At 68.3% G+C, this 20716-nt stretch carries 18 protein-coding genes; 4 read left to right on the forward strand and 14 right to left on the reverse strand.

What is annotated here, in order from left to right:
• Positions 1-37: 37 nt before the first annotated feature.
• From SSPN_RS0125530 to SSPN_RS0125545, 4 genes are all read right to left on the reverse strand, one after another.
• Positions 38-1012, reverse strand: coding sequence for a hypothetical protein (locus SSPN_RS0125530; RefSeq protein WP_010310574.1), 975 nt, complete (start codon positions 1010-1012; stop codon positions 38-40).
• Positions 1012-1716: an HAD family hydrolase gene (locus SSPN_RS0125535; protein WP_010310575.1), complete on the reverse strand. Its 705-nt coding sequence runs from the start codon at positions 1714-1716 to the stop codon at positions 1012-1014. Before SSPN_RS0125535 ends, SSPN_RS0125530 begins: the two co-directional genes overlap by 1 nt.
• Before the next feature lie 102 nt (positions 1717-1818).
• Positions 1819-5364, reverse strand: coding sequence for a methionine synthase (gene metH / locus SSPN_RS0125540; RefSeq protein WP_010310577.1), 3546 nt, complete (start codon positions 5362-5364; stop codon positions 1819-1821).
• Between the two features lie 61 nt (positions 5365-5425).
• Positions 5426-7795 carry a lysylphosphatidylglycerol synthase domain-containing protein gene (locus SSPN_RS0125545; RefSeq protein WP_143539729.1) on the reverse strand — a complete coding sequence of 790 codons (2370 nt, stop codon included), beginning with the start codon at positions 7793-7795 and terminating at the stop codon, positions 5426-5428.
• A 312-nt stretch (positions 7796-8107) separates the two neighbouring features.
• On the opposite strand from SSPN_RS0125545, the gene SSPN_RS0125555 reads away from it, so the two are divergent.
• Positions 8108-8995 carry a PAC2 family protein gene (locus SSPN_RS0125555; protein ID WP_010310583.1) on the forward strand — a complete coding sequence of 296 codons (888 nt, stop codon included), beginning with the start codon at positions 8108-8110 and terminating at the stop codon, positions 8993-8995.
• Positions 8996-9167: 172 nt separating this feature from the next.
• Here the strand turns inward: SSPN_RS0125555 and mshC are convergent, their stop codons facing one another.
• On the reverse strand, positions 9168-10403 hold the full coding sequence (gene mshC / locus SSPN_RS0125560; RefSeq protein WP_010310585.1) for a cysteine--1-D-myo-inosityl 2-amino-2-deoxy-alpha-D-glucopyranoside ligase: 1236 nt from the start codon (positions 10401-10403) through the stop codon (positions 9168-9170).
• Between the two features lie 544 nt (positions 10404-10947).
• Here mshC and SSPN_RS45765 point away from each other — a divergent pair.
• Genes SSPN_RS45765 through SSPN_RS0125575 form a run of 3 tightly spaced genes read left to right on the forward strand, consistent with a single transcriptional unit; the run spans position 10948 to position 13827 of the window.
• Positions 10948-12012: a quaternary amine ABC transporter ATP-binding protein gene (locus tag SSPN_RS45765; RefSeq protein ID WP_101376967.1), complete on the forward strand. Its 1065-nt coding sequence runs from the start codon at positions 10948-10950 to the stop codon at positions 12010-12012.
• Complete coding sequence (locus tag SSPN_RS0125570; protein WP_010310591.1) at positions 12005-12901, forward strand: ABC transporter permease; 897 nt, start codon at positions 12005-12007, stop codon at positions 12899-12901. Before SSPN_RS45765 ends, SSPN_RS0125570 begins: the two co-directional genes overlap by 8 nt.
• Positions 12898-13827 carry a glycine betaine ABC transporter substrate-binding protein gene (locus tag SSPN_RS0125575; RefSeq protein ID WP_237710722.1) on the forward strand — a complete coding sequence of 310 codons (930 nt, stop codon included), beginning with the start codon at positions 12898-12900 and terminating at the stop codon, positions 13825-13827. Before SSPN_RS0125570 ends, SSPN_RS0125575 begins: the two co-directional genes overlap by 4 nt.
• A 225-nt stretch (positions 13828-14052) precedes the next feature.
• Here SSPN_RS0125575 and SSPN_RS51920 read toward each other — a convergent pair whose 3' ends face one another.
• The 9 genes from SSPN_RS51920 to SSPN_RS0125610 all read right to left on the reverse strand — a co-directional run bounded on the left by SSPN_RS51920 (position 14053) and on the right by SSPN_RS0125610 (position 20705).
• The gene (locus tag SSPN_RS51920) at positions 14053-14328 is read right to left on the reverse strand and encodes a DUF397 domain-containing protein (RefSeq protein ID WP_010310601.1); all 276 of its coding nucleotides are present in this window, start codon (positions 14326-14328) and stop codon (positions 14053-14055) included.
• Positions 14329-14390: 62 nt separating this feature from the next.
• Positions 14391-14837, reverse strand: coding sequence for a Scr1 family TA system antitoxin-like transcriptional regulator (locus SSPN_RS45770; protein WP_237710723.1), 447 nt, complete (start codon positions 14835-14837; stop codon positions 14391-14393).
• Between the two features lie 94 nt (positions 14838-14931).
• Complete coding sequence (locus SSPN_RS55400) at positions 14932-15543, reverse strand: DUF3558 domain-containing protein (protein WP_143539730.1); 612 nt, start codon at positions 15541-15543, stop codon at positions 14932-14934.
• Positions 15544-15547: 4 nt separating this feature from the next.
• Positions 15548-16216: a WXG100 family type VII secretion target gene (locus SSPN_RS0125585; RefSeq protein ID WP_010310604.1), complete on the reverse strand. Its 669-nt coding sequence runs from the start codon at positions 16214-16216 to the stop codon at positions 15548-15550.
• Positions 16217-16240: 24 nt separating this feature from the next.
• On the reverse strand, positions 16241-16564 hold the full coding sequence (locus SSPN_RS0125590; RefSeq protein WP_010310612.1) for a hypothetical protein: 324 nt from the start codon (positions 16562-16564) through the stop codon (positions 16241-16243).
• Positions 16564-16866, reverse strand: a complete 303-nt coding sequence (locus SSPN_RS0125595; RefSeq protein WP_010310614.1) for a hypothetical protein — start codon at positions 16864-16866, stop codon at positions 16564-16566. The genes SSPN_RS0125590 and SSPN_RS0125595 overlap by 1 nt, the downstream gene beginning before the upstream one ends.
• A 6-nt stretch (positions 16867-16872) precedes the next feature.
• A complete protein-coding gene (locus tag SSPN_RS45775; RefSeq protein ID WP_010310616.1) occupies positions 16873-17181 on the reverse strand; it encodes a YbaB/EbfC family nucleoid-associated protein in 309 nt (102 codons plus the stop codon).
• A 174-nt stretch (positions 17182-17355) separates the two neighbouring features.
• A complete protein-coding gene (locus tag SSPN_RS0125605) occupies positions 17356-19305 on the reverse strand; it encodes a vWA domain-containing protein (RefSeq protein ID WP_010310618.1) in 1950 nt (649 codons plus the stop codon).
• Complete coding sequence (locus tag SSPN_RS0125610; RefSeq protein ID WP_010310620.1) at positions 19305-20705, reverse strand: ATP-binding protein; 1401 nt, start codon at positions 20703-20705, stop codon at positions 19305-19307. Before SSPN_RS0125610 ends, SSPN_RS0125605 begins: the two co-directional genes overlap by 1 nt.
• Positions 20706-20716 lie beyond the last annotated feature (11 nt).

Here is a 20716-nt window from a genome sequence, read left to right on the forward strand (position 1 = left end):
CGCGGGTTCCATCACGACACGTCACCTGGTGGCCATCTCACCGGAACCCGGTGGTCGCCTCCAGGGCCGCGCCCAGCGTGTCCTTGATCATGGCCAGCGCGGCGCCCCGCGGGCTCGACCGGCCGCCGGTGACGGCCACCGCGCCGGCGTCGCCGCAGTCGTAGCGGACCGCCTTCTCCGGCCCGACCAGCGCCCCGAGCGGGCCCGCCACCGGCTCGGCGCGCAGCTCGACCCGGACCAAGCCGGGCTCGTCGCGCGAGGCGCCGGCGACCTGCCGGAGCCGATGCCCGTCGTCGGCGGCCGGCAGCTGGTCGCGGATCGGCTCCGCTTCGACCGCGATGTCCGCCGGATCCCAGCCCCACAGCAGGCCGGCGAGCAGCCGCAGTTTGGTTGCCGCGTCCTTGCCGGTGAGGTCCGCAGTGGGATCGGCTTCGGCGATGCCGAGCCGCTGGGCTTCGGCGACCGCCTCGGCGAGCTCCCGGCCGGCGGCGAGCTGGTCGAGGACGAAGGTCGCAGTGCCGTTCAGGCAACCCTGCACGGCGCGGACGTCGAAGCCGCGCAGCACCGATCGGGCCAGGTCACCGGCGGGCATCGCGGCCCCGGTGGCCCCCGAGATCCGCACCGACCGCCCGGCCCGCCGCGCGGTCTCGTCGAGCTGCCGCCAGTGCGTCAGCAGGTGCGACTTCGTCGCGGTCACGACGTGCGCGCCTTGCCGCAGCGCCTGCAACGCGTCCAGCGCGGGCTGCTCACCGCCGTCGGAAGGCACGGCCTGCGCCAGCACCCGGGCACCGGTCCGGGCGAGCAGTTCCGCAACCTCCTCGGCGGGAGCCCACTGCTCGCGGGGTGGCACAGCGTCGGCGATCTCGGCCTGCGAACTGCGACCGCGCACGGCGACGACGCGCAGGTCGGCGCCGTACTGGTCGCACCATTGCGCGCGGTACTGCCGGACGAGTTCGGCGTACTCGCGTCCGACCGGGCCGTACCCGGCCAGGAGGATCGGGACTTCGATCATCACGCCGCTCGCACGAACAGCTCGCCGAGGGCGGCGAAGTCGACGTCCGACAGCGAGTCGCGCAGCACCCGGTGCGGGCCGGGTTGCAGCGGCACCTCGCACGGGATGGCGATCACCAGGCAGCCGGCGGCTTCCGCCGAAGCCACGCCGGTCGGTGAGTCCTCGATCGCGACGCAGTCCGCGGGGTCCACGCCGAGCAGTCGCGCGGCCTTCAGGTACGGCTCGGGGGCGGGCTTGTTCTTGCCGTCCACCTCGTCGCCGCAGACCGTCAGGTCGAACGAACCGCGGCCGAGAGTCTCCAGCGCGAGCTCCGTCAGGGACCGGATCGTGGAGGTCACGAGCGCGGCGGGGATGCCCAGCTCACGGGCCTCGCGCAGCGCCTCCTGCGCGCCCGGCCGCCACGGCAGGCCCTGCTCGAACAGCTCCTCCATGCGGGCCGTGACCCACTCGGCCGCCGCGTCGACCTCGGCAGTGCTGATTTCTTCTGGGGTGCCCGCGATCCCAACATCAGCCAACAACATCCGCATGCTGCGCGTCATGTTGGAGCCGACAATCGCCGCCCTGGTGGCGTCGGTGAGCGCGCCCCCGCGATGCCTTGCGTAGTCGCCCAGCGCGATGGTCCACAACTTCTCGGAGTCGACGAGGGTGCCGTCCATGTCGAACAGCACTGCGGCGGGCGAGGTTTGACCGGCGTCGCGGGTCACTCGGGATTCTCCGTTCGGGGAGGAGGTTTTGACCAGGACCGCCTCCAGTACAGCATCCGGTGCCCGATCACCCCCAGCGAAAGTGTCCAATCCCTCGTCGGATCAGGTGTTGAAGTACTTGGCTTCCGGGTGGTGGGCGACGATCGCGTCGGTGGACTGCTCCGGGTGCAGCTGGAACTCCTCGGAGAGGGTCACGCCGATCCGTTCCGGTTGCAGCAGGTCGACGATCTTGGCCCGGTCCTCCAGGTCCGGGCAGGCGCCGTAGCCCAGCGAGAAGCGCGCGCCGCGGTAGCCGAGCCGGAAGAATTCCTCCACTGTGGACGGATCTTCCGCCGCCACCGGGGCGCCGGAGGCGAACAGCAGTTCCTGGCGGACGCGGCGGTGCCAGTACTCCGCCAGCGCCTCGGTGAGCTGCACCCCGAGGCCGTGGATCTCCAGGTAGTCGCGGTAGGCGTTGCGGGCGAACAGCTCGTTGGCGTGGTCCGCGATCGGCTGGCCCATCGTGACCAGCTGCAACGGCAGCACGTCCACCTGCCCGGACTCCTTGGCGCGCTTCCGCGAGCGGAAGAAGTCCGCGAGGCACAGGTGCCGGTCGCGGGCCTGCCGGGGGAAGGTGAAGCGGCAGCGCTCCGGCGCGTCCGCCTCGTCCTTGTCCAGCACGACCAGGTCGTCGCCCTCGGACACGCACGGGAAGTAGCCGTAGACCACCGCCGCGTGCTGCAGGATCCCCTCGGTGGCGAGCTCGTCCATCCAGTACCGCAGCCGCGGGCGCCCCTCGGACTCGACCAGTTCTTCGTAGGACGGACCGCCTTTCGCGCCGCGCAGCCCCCACTGGCCGAGGAACGTGGCCCGCTCGTCCAGGTAGGCGGCGTACTCGCCGACCGGCACGCCGCGCACCTCGCGCCGCCCCCAGAACGGCGGCGTCGGCACCGGAACGTCGGCAGCCACGTCCGAGCGGCTCACCGGCGCGGGTTCCTCCACCGCTGCCTTGCGCTTCTCGGCGATCCGCAGCGACCGTTCCCGGCGAGCCTTGCGCTCGGCCTTCTTCGCCTCCTCGGCCGGGTCCGGGGCCACCACGCCGCCGCGCTTGCGGGCCATGATGGAGTCCATCAGCCGCAGGCCCTCGAAGGCATCGCGGGCGTAGCGCACCTCGCCCTCGTACAGCCCGTCGAGGTCACTCTCCACATAGGACCGGGTCAGCGCCGCGCCGCCGAGCAGCACCGGGAACTCCTCGGCCACTCCCCTGGCGTTGATCTCCGCCAGGTTCTCCTTCATGATCACCGTGGACTTCACCAGCAACCCGGACATGCCGATGGCGTCCGCGCCGTGCTGCCGCGCGCTGTCCAGGATCGTGCCGATCGGCTGCTTGATGCCCAGGTTGACCACGTTGTACCCGTTGTTGGACACGATGATGTCGACCAGGTTCTTGCCGATGTCGTGCACGTCGCCCTTGACCGTGGCCAGCACCAGGGTTCCCTTGCCGCCGGCGGAGTCCTTCGCCATGTGCGGCTCCAGGTAAGCGACCGCGGCTTTCATGACCTCGGCGGACTGCAGCACGAACGGCAGCTGCATCTGCCCGGAACCGAACAGCTCGCCCACGACCTTCATGCCGGCCAGCAGGTTCTCGTTGATGATCTCCAGCGGCGGCTTCTCCGCCATCGCCGCGGCCAGATCGGCTTCGAGCCCGTTGCGCTCGCCGTCGACGATCCGCCGCTCCAGTCGTTCGAACAGCGGCAGCGCCGCGAGTTCCTCGGCACGCGAGGCACGGCTGGACTTCGCGGTCTGGCCCTCGAAGAGCTCCATCAACCGCTGCAACGGGTCGTAGCCGTCGCGGCGCCGGTCGTAGACCAGGTCTAGCGCGACCTGCCGCTGCTCGTCCGGGATCTTGTTCATCGGCAGGATCTTCGAGGCATGCACGATCGCGGTGTCCAGCCCCGCTTCCCGGCACTCGTTGAGGAACACCGAGTTCAGCACCTGGCGGGCCGCCGCGTTCAGTCCGAATGAGACGTTCGAAATCCCCAGCGTGGTGCGGACTTCCGGGCGCGTGCGCTTGAGCTCGCGGATCGCCTCGATGGTCTCGATGCCGTCGCGGCGCACCTCCTCCTGGCCGGTCGAGATCGGGAAGGTCAAGGTGTCGACGATGATGTCCGACTCGGCCAACCCCCAGTTGCCGGTCAGGTCGTCGATGATCCGGTTGGCGATTCGCAGCTTCCTGTCCTTGGTGCGGGCCTGCCCGTCCTCGTCGATGCACATCACCACGACCGCCGCGCCGTGCTCGCGGACCAGCTCCACGACCCGCCGGTAGCGGGAGTCCGGGCCGTCGCCGTCCTCGTAGTTGACGGAGTTGACCACGCACCGGCCGCCGAGCCGTTCGAGCCCGGCGCGCAGCACCGGAGGCTCGGTGGAGTCCAGCATCACCGGCAGCGTCGAGGCGGTGGCCAGCCGCGCGGCCAGCTCGGCCATGTCGGCGGTCCCGTCGCGGCCGACGTAGTCCACGCAGAGGTCGATCAGGTGCGCGCCGTCGCGGGTCTGGGCCTTGGCGATCTCGATGCAGTCGTCGTAGTCACCGGCCAGCATCGCCTCGCGAAAAGCCTTGGAGCCGTTGGCGTTCGTGCGCTCCCCGATCACCAGCACCGACGCGTCCTGGTCGAACGGCACCGCCTGGTACAGCGAGCTGACGCCCGGCTCGGGCCGCGGCTCGCGCGGCGGCGGGTCCAGCTCCCGCACCGCCTCGACGACCTGCCGGATGTGCTCGCCGGTCGTGCCGCAACAGCCGCCTACCAGGCGGGCGCCGAAGTTCGCGACGAACTCGGCGAGCGCCTCGGCCAGCTCCTCCGGGGTCAGCGGGTACACCGCTCCGCTCGGCCCGAGCTCGGGCAGCCCGGCGTTGGGCATCACCGACAGCGGCACGCGCGAATGCTTGGCCAGCTGCCGCAGGTGCTCGCTCATCTCCGCCGGTCCGGTGGCGCAGTTCATCCCGATCAGGTCGATGCCCAGCGGCTCCAGCGCGGTCAGCGCGGCGGTGATCTCGGTGCCCAGCAGCATCGTGCCGGTGGTCTCCGCGGTCACCTGCGCGATGATCGGCACCCGCCGCCCGGCCCGCGCCATGCCGCGCTTGGCGGCCAGCACCGACGCCTTGGTCTGCAGCAGGTCCTGCGAGGTCTCCACGAGGACCGCGTCGATCCCGCCGTCGAGCATGCCGACGGTCTGCTCCTCGTAGGCGTCGCGCAGCGCTTCGAAGCCCACGTGCCCCAGCGTCGGCAGCTTGGTGCCCGGCCCCATCGCGCCCAGCACGAACCGGGGCTGGCCGGTGGTGGCGAACTCGTCGGCGCACTCCCGCGCCAGCTGCGCGCCGCGCTCGGCCAACTCGCGGATGCGCTCGGCGATGCCGTACTCGCCGAGGTTGGCCAGGTTCGCGCCGAAGGTGTTGGTCCCGATCGCGTCCGCCCCGGCCGCCAGGTACCCGCGGTGCACGTCGCGCACCACATCCGGGCGGGTGGCGTTGAGGATCTCGTTGCACCCCTCCAGCCCCGCGAAATCGTCGAGGCCCAGCGGCACCTCCTGCAGCATGGTGCCCATCGCGCCGTCGGCGACGAGGACTCGGCGCTCCAGCGCCTCCAGCAGGGGTGACCAGGGAGAATGCGGCATGCCAACCAGCGTACGAGCGGCGGCCAACCGGATTCCCACACTGTGGTACCCGGGGTGGCCCTCAAATCACGCCGCGGTGTTGCAGGTAGCGGAACACGAGGATGCCGGGGAGCACAGGCAGCCAGTAGGTGAGCAGGCGGGAGATGAGCACCGCCGTGATCGCCGCGGTCGCCGGTACGCCGATGGCACCGAGGCCCGCGAGCAGCACCGCCTCGACGGCGCCGAGCCCGCCGGGCGAGGGCACCAGGTGGCCGAGGGTGTTGCCGATGATGAACACGACCGTCACCGCCACCCACGAGAAGTCCGGGTGCAGCGCGGCCAGCGACGCCGCCAAGCCCAAGCCCGAGACCACCAGGTAGCCCAGCGCGCCGCCGAACAGCTGGAGCGCGCGCACCGGGTGGCGCAGCGTCTCCAGCAGTTCGCGCCCGACCTCCACCGACGGTGCCACGATCCGGCGGCGGCCGAAGGGCGAGGCCACCACGACCACGGCGACCACCAGCACCGCGACCACGGCGACCACCACCGGCCAGTCGGTCGGGATAGAGAGGTTGGTGAACGTCCCGGACAAGCCGACCGCGAACACCCCGAACACGGCCACGACGAACGCCACCGCTCCGGTGCCCGCCTGGTTCAGCAGCGTCACCCCGACCGCCACCCGCCGCCGCAGCCCGAGCCGCTCCATGTACACCACGTTGATGCCGAAGAACCCGGCACCACTGGGCGTGGTGCGCCCGGTGAACGCGGCCGCCACCTGCACGAGGAGGGTCTGCCAGAACGGCAGCGGAACCCGGCTGGAGCCCTGCACGGAAATCGACGACAGCAGGATCGCCAGGAATCCGGTCGCCACCGCCACACCCAACCAGACCCAGTTCGCGTGCTGCACCGCCGTGAGCACCGCGCCCATGCTGGACAGCTCCGGGAGCAGCAGGTAGACGGCTGCGGCGATGAGCAGCAGGCCGATCACGGTGATCGGGCGGACCGGCGAGCGGAACCCCGGGATCGGCAGGCCCAACCCGTCGGCCAGGGCTTCGCGCAGTTCGGGCAGCAGGAAGCGGCCGTGCGGCGCCTGGTTCCTGATCCGCCTGGGCAGCGCCAGCGGGACCAGGTTCCGCAGGGCCGCCGCGAGCTGCTCGGCGGGCAGCTCGCGGATCGCGGTGGACACCGTGCGCTCGGTGCCGACCACCGTCGCCAGCGAGAGCATCGCCTCGGCCAGATCCTGGGCGCAGCGCGCCTCGTCCGCACCCGCGTGGCTGAACGTGAAGCTCAGCAGCCACGGCCGGTTCTCGTCGTCCACCAGGATGTTCTTCGCGCGCAGGTCATGGTGCGCGATGCGGGCCCCGGCCAGGGCCGCGAGCTGCGCCCAGATCGCCGCCAGCAGCTCGTCGTCGACGTCGTCGCCCCGCATCTCCGACAACCGGCGTCCGCGCACCTGCCCGACCACCAGCAGCGCGGGCGCGTGCTTGACGTCGCAGGCCAGCACGACCTGCGGGGTGCGCACCCCGGCCCGCTCGGCCAGCAGCGTCACGTAGGCCTCGTGCTCCACCTCGTGGTGCGGGGTCGACAGCCGCGGCTCGTCCTGGACGTCGAGCAGCGTGAGCAGCCGTTTGATCTTGTACCAGGGTCCGGCGCGGCGGCTCATCCGCCGCACCACCTTCACCAGCAGCGTCCGCCCGTCCCCGGTCCGCACCGCGAACTCGCGCGGCACCAGCAGCCGGTGCCGCAGCGCGACGATCGAGACCGGTTTCAGCCCGGCTAGCTCCAGCTCGCCGAAGATCACGTGCTGGGAGACCTTCCGGCCGGGCGCGCCCCAGACGAGGTGGCAGAGCATCCCGACGCCCCAACCCAGCAGCGCGCCACCCACCGTGTCCAACGGCAGCTGGACACCCAGGTGGACCACGGCGACGCCGACCAGCACGGTGAGACCCCAGCCGACGCGCCGCGCGGGCCCGCCCAGGTAGGGCGCGGCGACCACGGCCAGCACCGTCACGATGGCCACTTCGCTGGAGGGGAACGGGAATCCGCCCGGCGGCTCGAAGATCGGCGCGGGCACCGCCCGGGCGGGCAGCACCTGGTGCATGACCTGGGCGAGGCCCCAGGTCAGCACGCCAGATCCCGCGCACAGCAGCGCCACCCGGATCCAGCCGAAGTACATCGCCACCGCGGTCACCCCGGCGATCCCGGCCCAGCTCCCAAGCCAGACCAGCACCACCCAAACCGGATCGGAGATCGCCGGGATCCGCCCGAGCTGCTGGTAGATCGCGACCTCGACGGGGTTGGCGGGCACCAGCACCAGCAGCACGCTCAGCGTGAGCAGCCCGCTGGCGACGAGCAGCTTGGCGAGGTCCGCGGGGCGGCGGCCGATCGACAACCGCAACCGGGACTTCGGGGATATCCCAGTCCCCTCGCTCGGTGACGATCTGGTGCTGTCCACTTGCTGGATCGGGTTCCCTCTCCGCTGACACCCACGGTGACTTGGGTAAAGGGTCTTGCCACCGAAACCTCACGTCAAACCGGCAACCTGTGGTGCCCGGACGGTCACGAGCGGTGCACGGACGTCGGGCGCTCGCGTCGGCGTGGCGTCGTAGGCTGGCGCCGTGACCGATCGCGACGCACACGACACCGAACAACCGCGCGCCGAACCGCCCCAACTGGCCGATCCGATCGTGGTCAGCGCTTTCGAGGGCTGGACCGGCGGGCTTTCCCAACCGCCGCGATCGCGCCGTCGCTTCGGAGGGAGGTTCGCGTGAGCGAGAAGCAAGACCTTCCCCAGCTTGAGAGCCCCATCGTCATAGCTGGTTTTGAGGGCTGGAACGATGCCGGCGACGCCGCCAGCTCCGCGATCGAGCACCTCCAGCTCATCTGGGACGCGACGCCGTTGAGCGAGATCGACCCGGACCCGTACTACGACTTCCAGGTCACCCGTCCGACGGTGAAGCTGGTGGACGGCATCACCCGCCAGGTCTCCTGGCCCACCACCCGGCTGACGGTCTGCCGCCCGCCCGGCTGCGATCACGACGTGGTGCTGGTGCACGGCATCGAGCCGAACATGCGCTGGCGGGCGTTCTGCGCCGAACTCGTGGAGCAGATCGAGCGGATCGGGGCCCGCACCGTGGTCACCCTCGGTGCGCTGCTCGCGGACGCTCCGCACACCCGGCCGGTGCCGGTCAGCGGCGCGGCCTACGACACCGACTCGGCGGCCCGGTACGGCCTGGAGCGCTCCCGCTACGAGGGCCCGACCGGGATCGTCGGGGTCTTCCAGGACGCCTGCGTGCAGGCCGGGATCCCGGCGATCTCGTTCTGGGCGGCGGTGCCGCACTACGTCTCGCAGCCGCCGTCGCCGAAGGCGACGCTGGCGCTGCTGCACCGGGTCGAGGACGCGCTCGACGTCGAGGTTCCGCTCGGCAATCTGCCGGAGCAGGCCGAGGAGTGGGAGCAGACCGTCAGCGAGATGGCGGAGGAGGACGAGGACGTCCGCAACTACGTCCGCGCGCTGGAGGAGCGCGGGGACGCCGAGGTCAAGCTGACCGAGGCCAGCGGCGACGCGATCGCGGCGGAGTTCGAGCGCTACCTGCGCCGCCGCGGACCCGGCGGACCCGGCGGCAAGGGCCCGTTGGGGCCCGGCCCCGGCTGACCGGCGCGGCCGTTGGCAACCAATGGACTGGACCTTGACCCGCTCAATGGTCTAGTCCATTTTTATGCCTACCACGGCACCGAGTTCGCCGAGGCCCACGACGCCTACTGAACGCGACCGGGACGGAAGCCGGGATCCCGGCTTCCGTTCGCCGCGGTGTCGGTCAGCGGTTTCAGAGCTCGACGCCGAGGAGGGCGTCGACAGCGGTGCGGATCAGCTGTGGCGCGCCCCGGTCGGAGCCGCCGGAGGCCAGCGTCTCGTCGGCCCAGGCGTCGATCGCGCGCAGCGCCTGCTGGGTGTCCAGGTCGTCCGACAGCCGCTCGCGCAGCCGTGCGACGGCCGGCTCCGCTGCCGGAGCCGCATCCAGCGCAACGGCCTCCCGCCACCGGGCCAGGCGCGCGGAGCCGTTGATCAGCGCGTCATCCGTCCATGACCGGTCGGTGCGGTAGTGACCGTCCAGCAGTGCCAGCCGGATGGCCATCGGGTCCACCCGGTCGCCGCGCAGCCGGGACACGAACACCAGGTTGCCCTTGGACTTCGACATCTTCTCGCCGTCCAGGCCGATCATCCCGGCGTGCACGTAGTGCTTGGCGAACGGGAACTCGCCGGTCAGCGACTCGGCGTGCGCGGCGCTGAACTCGTGATGCGGGAAGATCAGGTCCGAGCCGCCGCCCTGGACGTCGAAACCGAGGCCGAGCCGGTTCAGCGCGATCACCGAACATTCCAGGTGCCAGCCCGGCCGACCGGCGCCGAGCTCGGACTCCCAGGACGGTTCGCCGTCGCGGGCCATCCGCCACAGCAGCGCGTCCAGCGGGTGCTCCTTGCCGGGCCGGTCGGGGTCTCCGCCGCGCTCGGCGAAGAAGTCGCGCATGGTCGCTTCGTCGTAGTTGGACTCGTAGCCGAAGTTGCCGGAGGCCTGGTGCCGGAAGTAGATGTCGGGGTGCTCGCCGTCGACCCGGTAGGCCGCACCCGAGGCCAGCAGCTTGCCGATCGCCTCGACGATCTCCGGGATGGACTCGACCGCGCCGACGAAGTCGGCCGGCGGCACCACCCGCAGCGCCTCCATGTCCTCGCGGAACAGCGCGGTCTCGCGCATCGCGAGTACGATCCAGTCCTCACGGTCGCGCTCGGCGCGCTCCAACAGCGGGTCGTCGATGTCGGTGACGTTCTGCACGTAGTGCACCTGGTGACCGTTGTCCAGCCAAACCCGGTGGACCAGGTCGAACGCCAGGTACGTCGCGGCGTGGCCGAGATGGGTCGCGTCATACGGTGTGATGCCGCAGACGTACATCCTCGCGACGGGCCCGGGTTCGGTGGGCCTGACCTCACCGGCGGCGGTGTCGAAGAGGTGCAGCGGGCTGGGCGTGCCCGGCACCTGAGGCACGGGAACCGATGACCAGGGTTGCATGCATCCGACCTTAAACGTCCGAGGCGGGTGGACGCCCCCGACCGGACCATCGGCCGTATCACATAGTGGGAAGATCGGCGACTTCTCGAATCCCCACCGAGCGAAAAAATCTTTACCAAAACAAGCTACATTCAAGTTAACAACTAACCGAACTCGTCTCGGCAAAAGATCAATTAGCAGAGCGGAAAAATCGTACTAAACAACGCATAACCACCCATTCAGATCATCCGAATTCGTCACTTCGCGACGCCGGTGCCGAGGTGGGATCATTCCCTTTAGAAGTCGAATATTCGCACGTCAGAGGCTTGGCAACGGCTCAGGAAACCGGACTGAAAAGTCAAATCGGACAGTCGTAACGCAATCAGATCTTCACCCGAATGGCTGGACATGGACATCCCGCTAAGTATGATCAAGGCCCAGACGAGAGAACGCGAACGCGAATTCGCGACACGGTGAGTTGATCGGCAGAGAACCGACAATTCGCGCAGACCCCGACAGCCGGGTGAAAACCATCCGGCTCCGGCGAAGCAGGTGGAGGCGATCGGTGACATCGGTACGCGTGGAGCGGCTCTACAAGATCTTCGGGCCACAGCCGACGGAGCTGGTTCGCCGCCTGGAGGCAGGAGCCGACCAGGAAGAGATAAAGGCGGCGGGCGCCACCGCCGCGGTGGTAGACGCGTCGTTCGAAGTCGGAGAGGGCGAGACCTTCGTCGTGATGGGGCTGTCCGGCTCCGGCAAGTCGACGCTGATCCGCATGCTCAACGGGCTGCTCACGCCCACCTCCGGCCAGGTACTCGTCGACGGCGAGGACATCACCGGGATGTCCGCCCCGGCGCTGCGCGCGATGCGCCAGCAAAAGATGAGCATGGTATTCCAGCACTTCGCCCTGTTCCCGCACCGCACCGTGCTGGACAACGCCGGCTACGGCCTGCAGATCCGGGGCACTAGCAAGTCCGAGATCAATGAGCAGGCACGCGAGGCGCTGAGCCTGGTCGGCCTGGAGGGATGGGAGGAGCGCTACCCCCAGCAGCTCTCCGGCGGCATGCGGCAACGCGTCGGACTCGCCCGCGCCTTAGCCGCCCAGACCGACGTACTTCTGATGGACGAGGCGTTCAGCGCGCTGGACCCACTGATCAAGCGGGAGATGCAGGACCAGCTTTTGAACCTGAACGCGAAGCTCGGCAAGACCATCATCTTCATCACCCACGACCTCAACGAGGCGATGCGGCTAGGTGACCGCGTCGCGATGATGCGGGCGGGGCGGATCGTGCAGGTCGGCACCGCCGAGCAGATCCTCAACGAGCCAGCCGACGACTACGTCGCCACCTTCGTCAAGGACGTCGACCGCAGCCGGGTGCTCACCGCGGCGTCCATCGTCGAGCCGCAGGCCACGGCCCCTCCAGGGGAGGATCCGGTGCCCTCCGACACGCCGATGGCGGACCTGTTCACCAGGATGAGCGCCCGCGCGGTCCCGGTTCCCGTGGTCGACGAGCAGCAGCGGGTGCTCGGCGTGGTCACCCCGGCTGCGGTGTTCAAGGCGCTGTGCCGGGAGGTTCCGGCGGTCGGCGACGGCGAACACGCCGAGATCGAGGAGGCGTCCGATGTCTAATGCGTTCCTCCACGCCGCCCAGTTCGAGCTGCCGCGGATCCCCATCGGCGACATGTTCACGAGCCTGGTCAACTGGCTGAACAACAACATCGGCCCGTTGTTCGACTTCATCATCCTGGTGGTGGAATCGGCCGTTACGGGCCTTACCTACGCGTTAACCTTCCTGCCCGATCTGGGCATGGTGCTGCTGTTCGCGGCGCTGGGGCTGTGGCTGCGCAGCTGGCGGTTCGCGCTGTTCAGCCTGATCGGCTTCGGTTTGATCGCGAGCATGCGGGAGTTCACCGCCGCGATGCAGACCCTGTCGCTGGTGCTGGTGGCCAGCGTGATCGCGGTCCTGATCGGCATCCCGCTGGGAGTCTGGGCGGCGCGCAGCGCCCGGGTCAGCATGGTCGTGCGGCCGGTGTTGGACCTGATGCAGACCATGCCGGCCTTCGTCTACCTGATCCCGGCGATCCTGTTCTTCAACATCGGGACAACGCCGGGCGTGGTGGCGACCGTGGTCTTCTCGCTGCCACCGGGGGTCCGCCTCACCGAACTGGGCATCCGGCAGGTGGACAAGGAGGTCGTCGAGGCCGGCGAGGCGTTCGGCGCGCCGGAGCGCAAGATCCTCACCGGCATCCAGCTGCCGCTGGCGATGCCGTCGATCATGGCGGGGATCAACCAGGTGATCATGTTGTCGCTGTCGATGGTGGTCATCGCCGGCATGGTCGGCGCGCAGGGACTGGGGACCGACATCTACCAGGCGGTCACCCGGGTTCAGCTCAGCCTCGGCTTCGAGGCAGGCCTGTCGGTGGTGATCCTCGCGGTCTACCTGGACCGGATCACAGCCGTGCTGTCGGACCGCTCGCCGGTCGCGCGGGCGGAGCGCAAGGCGGCCCGGACCGGATGACGTTTTCGCAGAAAGGCAGGGCAGGAATGTTCACCGGAAGAAGATCAAGACGCCTTCTCGCTCTCTTCGCCGCGCTGGTCGCGCTGGTGGCGGTGGCCGCGGGGTGCGGCGGTCGCTCGGCGCAGACCGGCCAGCAGGCGAAGGCGATCAACATCGGCTTCATCGCGTGGGACGAGGACATCGCGGTCACCCACCTCTACAAGGTGCTGCTGGAGCAGAAGGGCTACAAGGTCAACGCCCAGGAGCTGGAGGCCGGCCCGATGTACGCCGGGCTCGCGCAGGGCAACATCGACCTGTTCCTGGACAGTTGGCTGCCGGAGACGCACGCCGACTACTGGAAGCAGTACGGCCCGCAGCTGGAGGACCTCAACGTCTGGTACGACCAGGCGACGCTGAACCTCGCGGTGCCCAAGTACATGACGGACGTGAACTCGATCGCCGACCTCAAGGGCAGGGGCGCGGAGTTCAACGGCATGATCACCGGCATCGACCCGGGCGCCGGGCTCACCCGCATCACCAAGGACAACGTGATCCCGGCCTACGGGCTCGGCGGCGAGTTCACCCTGCAGACCTCGTCGACGACCGCGATGCTGGCCTCCTTGGAGAAGGCGACCAAGGAGCAGAAGCCGATCGTGGTCACGCTGTGGCACCCGCACTGGGCCTACGCCCGGTACCCGATCAAGGACCTGCAGGATCCGCTGGGTGCGATGGGCAAGGCCGAGCAGATCCACGCGATCGGCCGCAAGAACTTCAGCCAGGACTTCCCCGAGGTCACCGAGATGGTGAAGAAGTTCAAGCTGGACGACGTCCAGCTCGCGTCGCTGGAGAACGCGATCAACAGCGCGGAGAAGGGCAAGGAGGACGACGCCGCGCGGAAGTGGGCGTCGGAGAATCAGGCCGTGGTGGCCAACTTCTTCACCCCCTGAGCCAACCGCGAGCGGAAGGCCGGTGGGCGCGACCACCGGCCTTCCGCGTTGCTGCTACTGGGGTTACCGGATCCCGTCGATCAGGCGGCGTCCCACGTAAGCCGCAGCTGCTGGTTGAAGCGAACGGACCGTTCACGCCAATAGACGGCACAAACGGTCCGTTCGCTTCATCCACCCATCACCGGCAATGCCACGACCTGCTGCACCACATCCAAAACAGCCTCTTCAGGCAGTCATGCGAGGTCGAACCGCCAAGGCCTTGATGGCGGCGACGAAGCTCCCCCACCGAGCCCCACCGAACCAAAGCTCCGGCCCACCAGGATTCTTCGAGTCCCGAGCCCCGACGACCTCGTCAGCCAAGGCGACCTCGACGCATTCGCCGTTGTTCGTGCTATAACTGGACTTCCGCCAGCCAGCTGCATCGGCGGTCGCGAACGCAACCTCGACACAGACTCCGTTGTTCGCGCTGTAGCTCGACTTTCTCCAGACTGGGGCGGACACGGTGTCCCTCCGGCTACGTCTCGGACATCAATGCTTTCACGAATTCAACCGATTCAGCGGGTTCAAGCGCGTTCGCTGTGGTTCTGTCGGACGAAACCTGTCGCAGCGGTCACGGCTTGGGCATAGTCCTCCGTCTGCATCATCCTCGGTAGGACCGTTGGCTCGTACAAGGACTCCGAGTCTGCCAGCCCTTCCAAACCGACAAAGGTCTTCAACCAGTCCGGCACCACATGCGCCCAGGGCGCCCACCAGGACTTGGAATCACCTCGGCCGCTCAGGGACGCCAACCGGTCGACGGTTCGCTCGTCCGCGCCGCAAGCCCGCAGCGCTGTAGCGATGTCGTCGAGGTGCTGTTGGTAGCGACCACTTTCCATGTGGCCGAGCTTCGGCTTGGTGATGCCGGTTGCCGTCGCAAGTTCCGGCAACATGAGTCCGGCATGCTTGCGGTACGCGGAGAGTTCCACGCCGATCAGCCACCGCAGCACGGACGGGTCGTTTCGCCCTGACACCAGCACACCTCACGTAAATCGCCGATCGTCACGCATCGTTCCCGGCGCGAACACAAGCTGTCACACCAGCCAATTGAGCATCCATTCCGCGATACTATTTCCGAAGATGCTGGGGGATATCTTTTGCAGCCTTGGTCAATGCTACATGGATTGCCTCTCGCCCCAAGCCAGTCGCCCCCTGCTGTGACTCGCCCGAGCCTTGGTAGCGCAACTCAACGATGACATTTCCGGTACGGAATGTGAGGGATCCATTCGCATCGTTAAAATTGCCATATGCTTCGTCACCGATCCCGTCGATCGAATCACTGTCGGCCACACCTTGGCGGTTGCGCCCAGCAGCGAAGGAGTCACTGGCCATCTGGACGCCACCCACATCCTGTTGACTGGGGAGCCTCTCGTACAGGTAGAGCGTCACAGACAGCCCCAGGTCGCTAGGGGTAACGCCTTGCAGAGGTGGAACTGGGGCATTGTCCGCGCTGTATTGCCATTGGCAGGATTTACCCGTTTTGGCGTCGGCCGACCTGCTGCGACCAGGTGTGCCGCCGACGATTTCCTGAATAGTTTGCCGACTGAGCACTTCGCAGGCATCCGGTAGCGACAAGAAGGGGTCTGGCGCAGCAGCAGGAGGAGGTGTGCCACACGCGCCGAGCAGCAGTGCTCCTACCATGCCGAATGAAAGCCCAAATCGAGCAGCAATCTTCCGCATGCCTTTACTTCCTTTTCCGGACTTCCCAGCCGTCGGCGTCGACGGATGACATCGGAATCGTCTCAGGAACCTTCAACTCCGTGATCTCAAATTTTAAATCTTGACCGGAACGTCGATATTCTGAAATAACGGCATTGACTTCGGTGACAACATTTCCAACACTGTCAATAAATGATGCGATCGCATTGGCAACCGGCTCCGCTACACCAAAGAAAGCTTCTTTAATGTTCGCAATTATGCCGCCAGTGGCGCGGACGATAATGGTCGCACAGTCAACAAGAAAACGAATCGCTTTGTTGTACAAATCCGTCATTGTTGCCGCGATATCCTGAAGATGATCCTTCATCTTCCCGAACACTTGCGCAGCCGTGTTGAATACTTTTTCGAGATGGTCCACGTATATGCTATAACTATCATATGCAGAACCCTCCCAGTACGCCTTGAGGTCGGCCCTAGAATTCGTTATTGAATCGATTGAATCATCGATCGCCCGCTTCGCTTTATCACCCCAAGCGTCGATACGAGCACCGATGTTCTCTGGGTGACCGAACAAGTCGCGAATCGTATCTATAATCTTAGAGACAGCTTCCAGCCCAAGCTTTTTCGCATACTCCAACACTCTTTGCGCCGCGTCCTCCGGAAACGGCGCAAGGGGCTCAAACGTGACGGTCACAGCATTCCTTCCTCTGCGGCGAAGTCACTGATTGATATCGTCTTTCAGGTACCCGAACTGCTCGTAATACTCGACGTCTCGGCTTTCGTAGTCGTCAGCCACTGCTTTCAGGCTGTCGCCTGCCTTTTCGAGGACTTCTTGGCCTTTCTTGAGGCGTTCCAGGGCGTCATCGAGTGCCAGGTTGTGGCTCCTGGTTGCCCCGGAAGGCCCGCCAAGGAGTCCGAGGTCATCCTCGTTGAGATCCTTACCAGTCAGCGCCTGAAGAGCTTCACCCCAAGCGTCGGCAGCGTCGTAGAGGAACTTGACGTTCTTGCGCAACGCTTCGGGGACGACTGTGTAGTCGCTCATCAGATCCAGCCCTTCGGCTCTTCGGGTTCGCGGAGCTGACGTGCTTGTTCTTCGCCTTGTTCGAGGGCGCGCTTGATGGCCTCGGCCAAGCTTCGCCCGTTGGCGTAGCGAAGCTCTTCTGTGTTCAGCCGTACGGCGACGAGCTCGCCGTATGCGGTCAGCACGAGCTGTCCGAGGTCACTTTCCAGGTCGACCACGACCTGTTTTTCGCGCAGCTCCTCCGCTTGCTGCACCGCCCGCTTGTAGCGGTCTTGTGCTTGGGCCAACTCTTCTGCGATGCGTTCTGATGACTGCTTCGACAAGACCTTTCAGCTCCCAAACCCCGGAAGGACCTCGATCAGCTTCGCATTGGAGTCATCGGTCGCCTGTGCCCGTGCTGAAGTGATCGCGTCCAGGATCTTTCCCTCTAGGGCCGATGGATGACCGGAGCGGAGTTCCGCGTCGGGTATCGACAGATCTTGTAGCACCCCAAGCCCGTTCACTCGTGCGACCACGGCCCGGTCTGTCGATGAGCCCGTGTAGGCACGTACTGCCGCCGCCTCCCGCAGTGCGTGCATAATGTTCTGCTTCTCCTTCAGCTCCGACAACATCGCGTCGAAGTCGGGAAGTTCTGGCACGACAACCTCCAGGTCTTGCCAAGCCCGGGACGGCTAACGAAATCCGCACAAACTTCGGCAGCCGAGCATATCCGGCACATTTCGCACCCGAGGCAGATCGTGCTAGCAGCGCGAATCTCCTAGGCAATCTCACCCGTACGGCGCAACACGATGCGCCGGAAGCATGCGCCTGGTTCAGCGGCGCTTGGTGCGGAGGTAGTCGCCGACGACCGCCGCGCCGAGGCCGTCCGGGGTGGGTGCCAGGACGCGGCCGCCGCCGCGGCGGGCCACGACGTCCACGAAAGCCTCCAGGCTCGGATCCTCGCCGAGCATGAAGACGCTCAACGTGGCGCCCAGGTGGTGCAGGGCGTCCACTTCGGACAGCGTGACCTGCAGGGTGTGCCGCGTCGGCGGGTACTGGAACACCGCCTCGCCGTCGGGTTCGAGGTGGGCGGTGGGTTCGCCGTCGGTCACCACGAGCACGACCGGCTGGGCGTCCGGGTGGCGGCGCAGGGCGCGGCCCGCGAGCAGCAGCGCGTGGTGCAGGTTCGTGCCCTGCTCCCAAACCCCTTCCAGCGCAGCGAGTTCACCGACGTCCACAGTGGACGCGTAACGTCCGAAGGTCACCAGTTGCAGCGCGTCCGAGCGGAACCGGGTCGCGATCAGGTGGTGCAGCGCGAGGGCGGTGCGCTTCATCGGCACCCAGCGGCCGTCCTGCACCATCGACCACGACGTGTCCACGCAGAGCACCACCGCCGCGCGCGAACGCTGCTCGGTCTCGGCCACCTCCAGGTCCGAGATGTCCAGCTGCGCCGAATCCGGTCCCTCCGCCGCGCGCCGCAGCACAGAGTTGCGCACCGTGCGGACGGCGTCCCACGGCTCCGCGTCGCCGTAGCTCCACGGCCGCGTGGTGCCGGTCAACTCCCCCGCCGCGCCCGCGCGGTCGGTGTCGCGCTCGCCGCGCCGCGACCGGAGCTGCGAGATCACCGAGCGCAGCGCGGTCTCCCCGAGTCGGCGCAGGGCGCGCGGTGACAGCCTCAAGCTGCCGTCGGGTGCCCGTTGCAGCAGTCCCTGCTGCCGCAACTGCTGCTCGATCTCCGACAGCCGCTGCGCATCGACGACGGCCTGCGGGCCGAGCTGCCGCTCCAGCGCCTCCAGGTCGATGTCCTCCAGGCTCGCGCCCGGATAGGCCTGTCCGAGCTGCTCCGCCAACCGCTCCAGCTCACCGAGGTCGGCCATCGCCGCCGTTGCTTCGGCCAGCCCCATCGGCTGGTCGCCGCGGAACCGCGCCCGGCCCGTCCAGTCCTCGCCGGGCCGCAGCCCCTGCAACTGCTGGTCGAGCCGCTGCAACGCCTGGGCGATGCGCGGGTCGCCGAAGGTCTGCTGGGACAGCGACATCAACTCGGCGCGCTGCTGCTCGCTCATGGAGTTCAGCAACCGCTGGGCGGCCGCCGAGCGGGCCGCCAGCGCGTCGATCAGCTCGTCGACGTTGCGCGGGTTCTCCGGGAAGAAATCGCCGTGGCTGGCCATGAACTGCTCGAACTTCTGCTGGATCTCGGAGTCCCCGCGGGCGTGCGCGGCCAGCAGCGCCGACAGGTCGTCGAGCATCTGCCGCACCCGCTCGACGTCCTCGGCCGTGACCTGCTGCATCGCCTGCTTCATGCCCTGGAAGCGCTGTTCGAGGAACTCGGTGCCCAGCATCTGCCGGATCTCCTCGAAGGTTTCCCGCGCGTCCGACGACCGCCAGTCGTAGTTCGCCAGCTCCGAGACCTGGCCCGCGACGTCCGGCGGCAGCGCGTCCAACTGCAGCTCGCGGAACCGCGCGTCCTCGCTGGTGTCGGCCGCGAGCGCCAGCCGCTCCTCCGCCAGCGCGCGGTCCAGCAGCCGGCGGACCTCGGAGATCGTCCCGTCGAGCCGGTGCCGCCGCTGCATCTCGCTGCGCCGCTGCCACAGCCGCCGGGTGAGCTCATCGAGACCAGCGGTGTCGCGGGTTCCGGTGCGCAGCAACTCTTCCAGCGCGGAGCGCGGCGAGGCACCTTCCATGACATCGCGGCCGATCTGGTCCAGTGCCGCGCGCAGATCCACCGGCGGCGCCAGGGGATCCGCCCCGCCGTGCCACGCGTTGTACCGGAACCGGCGGCTCATCAGCTGTACACCGACCGGTCGTCATCGGCGTCTTTGCCGAGCCGCTTCGCCAGGTACAGCGACTCCAGGGCCAGCTCGACGGCGCTGGCGATGCGCCCCGGCGGATCCCCGGCGCGCACCCCGAGCCGCTCGGCGACCTGGTGCAGCACCGGCAGCTCCGGCAGCGCGGTGAGGACGTCGCGCCCGGCGACGCGCTCACCGGTGGCCACCGGGTGCCCGTCGACGACTGCCTGGGCCAGCGACTGCAGGTCCAGCCCGGCGAACAGGCCACGGGCGGTGTCGGCCACCGAACGCCGCAGCAGGTAGCCCAGCAGCTCGTCCTCGCGGCCCTCCTCGCCGGCCTCGAACTCGATCTTGCCGCGCAGCACGGCGGGCACCGCCGCCAGGTCGACCGGCCGCGCCACCGCCGGGTGCTCGCCGGTCACCGCGGACCGGTGCAGCGCGGCGGCCGAGACGGTCTCGGCGGCGGCGATGGCGAACCGGGCCGACACCCCGGAGCGCTGGTCGACCGCGGCGGATTCGCGCAGATGGCCGACGAAGCGGGCGAGCACCTCCAGCAGGTGGTCGCCGACCTCTGCAGGCAGGTCCGCCTCCTGGCGCACCAGCGACACCTCGTCGTCGACGTCCAGCGGGTAGTGGGTGCGGATCTCCGCGCCGAAGCGGTCCTTCAGCGGCGTGATGATCCGGCCCCGGTTCGTGTAGTCCTCGGGGTTGGCGGTGGCGACCAGCAACACGTCCAGCGGCAGCCGCAGGCTGTAGCCGCGGATCTGGATGTCCCGCTCCTCCATCACGTTCAGCAGCGCGACCTGGATCCGCTCCGCCAGGTCGGGCAGTTCGTTGACCGTGACGATGCCGCGGTGCGCGCGGGGCACGAGTCCGAAGTGGATCGTCTCCGGGTCGCCCAGCGAACGGCCCTCGGCGACCTTCACCGGGTCCACGTCGCCGACCAGGTCGCCGACCGAGGTGTCCGGGGTGGCCAGCTTCTCCACATACCGCTCGCTGCGGTGCCGCCAGGCGACCGGCAGGTCGTCGCCGAGCTCCACGGCGCGGCGGCGGGAGGCCGGGGTGATCGGCCGCAGCGGGTGTTCGCCGAGCTCCGAGCCCTCGATCACCGGCGTCCACTCGTCCAGCAGTTCGACGAGGCTGCGCAGCAGCCGCGTCTTGCCCTGCCCGCGCTCCCCGAGCAGCACGACGTCGTGCCCGGCGATCAGGGCGCGTTCCAGCTGCGGCAGCACGGTCTGGTCGAATCCGACGATGCCGGGCCACAGCGCCCGGCCGGAGCGCAGCGCGGTCAGCAGGTTGGCGCGCAGCTCGGCCTTGACGCTGCGCGGGACGTGGCCGCTGGACCGCAGCTCTCCTGCCGTGCGGGGCAGCCCTTCGGGTTGAGTCGGGGTCGTCACGCCCCCGACGC

Source organism: Saccharopolyspora spinosa NRRL 18395 (assembly GCF_000194155.1).
Lineage (GTDB): Bacteria > Actinomycetota > Actinomycetes > Mycobacteriales > Pseudonocardiaceae > Saccharopolyspora > Saccharopolyspora spinosa.